Below are 6,840 nucleotides of genomic sequence, written 5' to 3'. Positions count from 1 at the left end.
GGCCGGGGCAGGGGATCACCACGCGGTTTATCGCCTTGCCCGGCGACGTGCAGTACCGCGCACCCTGTGTGACACCGCGGCCTTATGTGCAGGGCGTGCTCAGTGCGGTGGTGGATGGTGATGAAGATACCGGTCGGCCGCTGCTCAATGAACACGGTTGCTACAGGGTGAGTTTCCCGTTCATTCGCGGTGAGAAGAATGCGACGCGTGGTTCGGCCTGGTTGCGTATGGCCACGCTGTCCAGTGGTTCGAGCCACGGCATGAATTTCCCGCTGCTCAAAGGCACGGAAGTGCTGGTTTCGTTCTTGGGCGGCGACCCGGACCGCCCGGTGATCACCGGTAGTGTGCCCAACTCCGAGAATCCCAATGTGGTCACCGGCGAAAACGCGACCCAAAGTGGCTTGAGCACTCCCGGTGGGCATTTGTTTGCGATGGAAGACAGCCCGTCCGGGCCGATGATGAAGATGGGGGCGTCCACCGGTTGTAGTTTTACCTTGGGTGAGGGCGATGTCAGTGGAGCGCATTTGCGCACGGACAAACATATGCAGCTGGCATCTAGGTCCTATAAGCATCAGGTGCCAGGTGTTTATTGGCAATCCATAGGGGGAGGGCATGCGCCGGCCCCGGTGGCGGGGACGAGCTCATCAGAGAGTTTGATGGGTGCCAACTTTAAAGATCGGCCTCCCACTCCCGCAAGTAGCAGCAAGCTTGCCTCCGCGCCAAGCACAACAAATAGCGCATCAGAGAAAAGCGGATTTGATAATTTCAAAGACGCAATAGCCAACCCAAAGCTGAGCACAAAATTAGACGTTACAACTTCAATGCTTCAATTGAAGGGTGACGTAAATATAGCCAGCGGAAGTCTCTCTCTCTACGGGGTTGGCGTGTCAGTGAAACTTGGATTGGTTTCGCTTTCGGCTGACTACAGTTTGTATAAGAAAAGCGTTGGCAACAGTGCCTGGGAGTATCATAAGGCGAGTATTAAAAATTCAGAATATCTGAAAGGAATGCATATAGTTCGAGCATCCAACTCAAAGATGGAGTTGAAGAATACAGATATTTACTGCCATGAAAATGTAACTTCATATGAGATTAAGCTGGGTGGGAATAGCATACTTATCAATTCGGCAGGGATTGTCATAAAGTCGGACAAAATTATACATCTTGAAGGCCAGGTGCATGTTACTGGTGATGTTCTTGTGGATGGGGATTTAGAAGTTTGCGGTAACGCCTTTTTTAGTAAGTTCATGAGAGTTAGCGGCACTATAGTGGGAGCAACGATCACTTCGGATCAAGTACAGGAGTTTCCGTGTTTTGAACTAGCCCCCAGCCCCAGCCTGTTAAGTCTGAAGCTAGCATCACGCCCAAGTCTTGCTGCAGTGAAAGTGGCCGCGGGCGTAGCCAATGCGGTTGTAAACGGCGCCGTTGACCTGCTTGATGGCGCCGCCGATGCGGTCGCGGCAGCGGGCGATGCTGCTGCGCCGCCCGCTGCCGCGCCGTGATACGGAAAAAAAGAGGCGTAAGTTTCCTATTCGGAGAGTCCGATGCAGCTCAAATGTGAACAGGCCAGCCTTTTATTGCTCGCCAATGCCAAACCACTGGACCTTCATTGCGTGGTCGTCACCCTGGGTCTGCTGGTGGACGCTGAAGATCAGGTAATGGCCGCTGGGGAAACTTGGGCCTGGTTAACCGAGCGACTTGGCAAGCAGATGCTTGATCGGGGTTTAAAGAAAAGTCGAGGCACATTTGCCGTACAGGGTAAGGCTTATCCGTTGACCGATGTGCAACGGGGTGGCATGGCGGTGCGGGTGCGTCTGGGGGATATGGAAAAAACATTGCATGTACTCGCGCCGCGGCAATGGCGCAAAGGGCCTATGGGTTGGACGCCCGTTGTGAGCGGTCAACTGGATAACCTGCCGTTGGACTTTGAAAGCGCTTATGGCGGTAATAAGTGGCCAGATAATCCGACAGGTAAAGGCCATTATCCGGAGGTGGACGCCGCGCAAGGAATGCCGTTGGCACAACTGGAAGTGGCGAATGCCACAGTTGTTGACCCCGATGATCGGCCAGCCCTGGCGAGTTTTTTGCCATTGCCAGTACAAAGCGCTGAGCGCCGCCAGTATATGGGCACCCTTGACGAGCATTGGACTGCTTATCGCGCCCCATTCTTACCGACGGATACTGATGCGCGCTGGTTCGATGAAGTGGCGCAGGACCAATGCAACGCCGGTTTTTGGCGTGGCGACGAAGCCTGGTCGATCTCAGGCATGCACCCTACCGAGGCCCGGGTCGCCGGGCGATTGCCGGGCCTGCGGCCACGGCTGTTTATTGAGCGTGCGGATAAGCGTGTACCCGTTACCGAAATGTCGATGGACCTGGATACGGTATGGCTGTTCCCTGATGCGCAAAGTGCTCTTCTGCTGTACCGCGTCGAAGTACCGGTGCTCGATATAGATGCGCAAGATATCGTCAAATTGGCTATGGCCCTCGAGCGAGCGGGTGATCCAGTCCTGGACACGCAAGTCTGGATTGAGCGGCTTTGGCCACGCCCTCCCGTCGAGTCGGTCAAGGTTGCGCCTGTCGAACCAACCCCCTTCGACTCCGGGCCGATAATCGCCAGTTTGCAGGCCGCTGCGGATGCGCAATATGCAGCGTTAAGCGCAACTCATGAGCAGTGCATGCAATACGCTCAGATGATGGCGACTCGCATGAACCTGCCTTTCAACCCCACCGATTACCCACCATCAGCGAAAACGGACTTTACGGTTCTGATGCGCGAACCGATGCGCCCCCTCAAGCCCTTTGACCCCGAGGCATTGGCGCTGGAAATTGATTCGGAAATCGCCAAGGCTAAGGCCCAAGGCATGGAGTATGCCCAGCAGATGATGACCCGGCTGGGCATAGATGCAGAGCAAGCGTTGGCGCGTGCTAAACAGCCAGCACCGAAGGTCGATATCATGGACATGCTTGAGCGCCTGGAGCTGCCTCCAGACCAGCAGGCGCAAGCCAAGGAAAAACTGACTGCCGCCATAGCAGAGTCTCAAGCCGTGGAAGCTGAGATAGACCGTGTTTTAAGCACCATGAACAAAGCGCTGGCGGCTGATCGAATCCAATTCGCCCCCATTCTCCCGCTTCCTGAATACTGCAGTCTGACCCGTGAGCGGCTGCTGGCATTGCACGCGGCAGGTAAGACGCTGCAAGACCTCAGTTTGGAGAGCCTTGATCTTTGCGAAATCGATCTGAGCAGCGCTGACCTGAGAAATACCACTTTTATGAGCTGCAAGCTCAATGGTACTCGACTGCAGAACGCCGATCTGAGCCACTGTCAGTTCATCGACTGCGACTTGGGTGCTTCGGATCTGAGCAAGGCGCGCTTGCAGGACGCAATGTTTCATAGGGTTCTATGCCAAGGCGCTTCGTTCTGCGGCACCAGCTTGATCGATATCCGCGCTCAGAACTGTGATTTCTCCGCTGCTGATTTCACCGAAGCCAACCTGCAACAAGCCCAACTCAACGAATGCAGCCTCGACAAGGCTCAACTGAGCAACGCCAATCTAAGCAAACTACGCCTCAATAAATGCGACCTGAGCGGCGCACGACTCACCGACAGCAACCTGCACAAAGCCAAGCTCTACGACTGCACACTGGACGCGACGGACATGCGCCGCGCCAATCTCAGCAAAGCCGATTTCGCCAAGGTGGTGGGCCGCGACCTGGACTTGCGCGAGTGCAACCTGCAGAACCTGCGTCTGGCTGCTCACTGCGTTTTGCCGGGTGTGCGCCTGGACGATGCCGACCTGACCGCTGCCAGTTTTCAAGACGCCGATCTGAATCACGTCAGCCTGCGCGGCGCACGGCTTAACGACGCGCTGCTGAGCGGTTGCGACCTGAGTGATTCCGACGGTGTCGGGCTGGTCGCGCAAGGTGTCTACCTGTCGGGATGTGACTTGAGTCGCGCTGATTGGTCTGGCGTCAACCTGCTTAACGGCCGCTTGCGCAAGGTATGCCTGGAGCAGGCCAACCTCAGTGGCAGCAACTTGCATGGCTTGGCCAGTGACGCTGTACACGGCAGCGGTGTGCGCCTGGAGCAGGCATTGATGACGCGTTGCCGACTCAAGGAGAGCCTGACTCATGCTTGAGGTATTAAGTGCCGAGCGTCTAAGGGCATTGCTGGCTGATTGGCAGCCCTTGCGCGCGTTGAATCTGGCCGGGGGCGACTATCGCGGTGTCGATTTGAGCAACGCGCGGCTGGAACAAGTGGATGCGCGTGGTGCGCAATTCAATGGCGCCATGCTGACCCAAAGCCACTGGAAAGACTGCCGCCTGGACGGCGCCGATTTTTCCGAGAGCACTGCGGACTCGTTGTACATGAACGGGTGTTCATTGCAGGGCGCATTGTTCACGAATGTGCGTTGGAACAAGACCAACTGGGCGCAATGCCACGGCGAGGATCTGGATCTGTCGGGCGCGCAGCTACAGGCGTTTACACTCTCGGAGTGCCGCGTACCGCGTATCAGGCTGGCAGCCGCCCAGTTGAGCAAATCCCAATGGAACCGCTGCGATCTGACGGGCCTTGATGCCCAGTCGGCGCATTTTGCGAAGGCACGGTTGATCGATTGCCAACTCGATCAGGCGCGCTTCGGTCTGGCGTCGTTGCAGCAGTGTGCCTTCGATGAGTCGTCGTTGAGTGGCGCCGATTTTCATGCCGTGCAGGCCGAGGGCGCGTCGTTCTACCGCAGCAAGGGAACAGCGCCGACGTTTGTCGGTGCCCATCTCAAGGGCGCTCTGTTCAATGCCAGCCATTTTGACTCGGTCGATTTCAGTGATGCCGTTCTGGAGATGGCCATCCTGATCGACGCCCAGATGCCAGGCGCGCGCTTTGACCGCGCCCTGTTGCGTTATGCCGACTGCACCGCATTGCTTGCGCCACGCGCCTCGTTCGTCGCCGCCGACGTGACCGGCATGAATGCCCATGCCGCTGATTTCACCCAGGCCGACTGGCAGCAGAGCAACCCCCAGGCCATCCAGCCCGTAGATACCGAACGCCTCGCCGCCGAGCAATGGCAGCCTGCCTCTTTAGGAAAATCGAGATGAATGAAGCCCCGCAGTATTGCGATGCCGCTGCTCAATTACGTCATGCACAGGTCAACGCACTGGATGGCGAGCGTTTCGGCGTGGTCAGCAACGATGGCCGCCGCTATTGGCTAAAACCCGCATTCGGTTGCCTGGTGCGTCCGGCAGTGGGGGACAAGGTGTTGGTCAGCCTGGACGCGCAAGGCGGTTACATCCTTAGCGTGCTGGAACGCGCCATCGCTCAACCGGCGCGTATGCATCTGGAGGGTGACCTGCATTTGAGCCTGCCCGCCGGCGCGTTGAGCATTCAGGCCCGCGACGGCGTGAGCCTTGACGCCGGTATCGCACTACGGGTGTGCGCCGAGCAGGGCAGTGTGCAGATGCAGCGTGCCCATCTGACCGTCGGCACCCTGGCCATGAGTGGCGAGCATCTTCAGAACCACTGGGTCGAGCGCCACGACAGCAGTGTTTATCACCGCGAAAAGGCCGTGCGCCACGAGGCGGATTTTGCTGACAGCCGCCGTCGCGTCGAAGGCCATGAAGAACTTCATTCCGGCTCCTTGCGCCAGCGCGTGCGCGATGACTGGAGCGTGCAGGCCGACACGCTGGGCCTGAATGCACAACGTAGCGTTGCCATTGATGGCGACAGCATCAAGCTGGGGTGAGATCGATTATGTATATGCTCAATAACGGCGGTGCGATGGCGCTGTCCACGGTGCCCGATATCTGCAAGACGCCCGTTCCGCCCGCCGGGCCAGTGCCATTGCCTTATCCCAACGCTGCCGATACCAGCGCCGCGGACCCGGGTGGATTGGTGATGGACGTGCTGGTGGACGGCATGCCAGCGATGAATATGTCGAGCAAGGTGTTGATGACCAGTGGCGATGAAGCTGGGGTGGCCGGTGGCGTCACCAGCGGCAAGGTCAAGGGTGAAATGATCTTCATCGATGGCAGCGCCAAAGTGATGGTCGCCGGTAAGCCCGCCGTGCGTGTCACCTGCCAGACCATGCACAACGCCAATAACACCATGGGGACGGTTTCGCAGCCGAGCCAGACCGCTGTGCTGGTGATGGCGTGAGCAGCGCGGGGCGTGCGCCCTCCATCAAGTTTTCCATGGGCGGACTGGCCCTGTGCATCCTGCTCGCCGCCTGCAGCAGCCAGGACCTCACCCCCGAGCAAAAGGCCCTCACTGCGCTCAAATGGGACTACACCGAAAACGCCATCGAGCTGAGCTTCACCGCCGATAACGACCTCAATCAGTACGACGGCCAGGCGCATAACCTGTTGGTGGTGGTCACGCAGTTCGATCAGATCAGTGCGTTTTCCGCCTACACCGGCAGCTCCCAGCAACTGAGCAGCCTGCTGCTGATGAACAGCGCGCCGCCCGGGATGATCGGGCTGACGCGGCTGTTTATCGAGCCGGGCCAGACCCGCCAGTTGAGCCTGCCGCGACTGGAGGGCGCGAAGATGGTCGGTATCGCCGCCGGTTACGCGCACCTGGACCCGACGCGCAGCGTCAAGCTCTATCAGATCGGCGTCGATGTGACGTCGACAGGGTTTTTCAGCAAGACCTGGACCGCCACCCCGCGCCCCATCGCCATTGACCTGCTCGTCGGGCCCGATGCGCTGTTGCGTGGCAAGGAGAGTCGCCTGGCGTTGCCCAAGCCGGTGCAGCCCCGAGAGGGTGAGGTGCGCCTGCCCGGCGCACAGGACTGAGCTGCTTGCCGTGAGCGTTGCAGTGGCCACGCTTTTTCAATTTTTTGCCTG

6 protein-coding genes are annotated in these 6,840 nt (G+C 58.5%); all 6 read left to right on the top strand.

Going from position 1 to position 6,840, the window contains the following annotated elements:
* The coding region (locus AC07W0_RS04590) for a phage baseplate assembly protein V (RefSeq protein ID WP_256583784.1) at nucleotides 1-1,502 on the top strand (1,502 nt) is incomplete at its 5' end.
* 42 nt (nucleotides 1,503-1,544) lie between these two features.
* Nucleotides 1,545-4,139 carry a DUF2169 family type VI secretion system accessory protein gene (locus AC07W0_RS04585; protein ID WP_102617113.1) on the top strand — a complete coding sequence of 865 codons (2,595 nt, stop codon included), beginning with the start codon at nucleotides 1,545-1,547 and terminating at the stop codon, nucleotides 4,137-4,139.
* Nucleotides 4,132-5,094 carry a pentapeptide repeat-containing protein gene (locus AC07W0_RS04580; RefSeq protein ID WP_102617112.1) on the top strand — a complete coding sequence of 321 codons (963 nt, stop codon included), beginning with the start codon at nucleotides 4,132-4,134 and terminating at the stop codon, nucleotides 5,092-5,094. Before AC07W0_RS04585 ends, AC07W0_RS04580 begins: the two co-directional genes overlap by 8 nt.
* Nucleotides 5,091-5,738, top strand: a complete 648-nt coding sequence (locus tag AC07W0_RS04575) for a DUF3540 domain-containing protein (protein WP_102617111.1) — start codon at nucleotides 5,091-5,093, stop codon at nucleotides 5,736-5,738. The genes AC07W0_RS04580 and AC07W0_RS04575 overlap by 4 nt, the downstream gene beginning before the upstream one ends.
* 8 nt (nucleotides 5,739-5,746) lie before the next feature.
* Entirely contained in the window at nucleotides 5,747-6,151 is a 405-nt protein-coding gene (locus AC07W0_RS04570; protein ID WP_102617110.1) for a DUF4150 domain-containing protein, read from the top strand.
* Nucleotides 6,148-6,789, top strand: a complete 642-nt coding sequence (tssJ, locus tag AC07W0_RS04565) for a type VI secretion system lipoprotein TssJ (protein ID WP_017849109.1) — start codon at nucleotides 6,148-6,150, stop codon at nucleotides 6,787-6,789. Before AC07W0_RS04570 ends, tssJ begins: the two co-directional genes overlap by 4 nt.
* The last annotated feature ends 51 nt before the right edge of the window (nucleotides 6,790-6,840 follow it).

It is taken from the genome of Pseudomonas sp. GW704-F2 (assembly GCF_059423025.1).
Note: the sequence above shows the minus strand (reverse complement) of the source record. Positions and strands in the feature narration are given on the sequence as shown.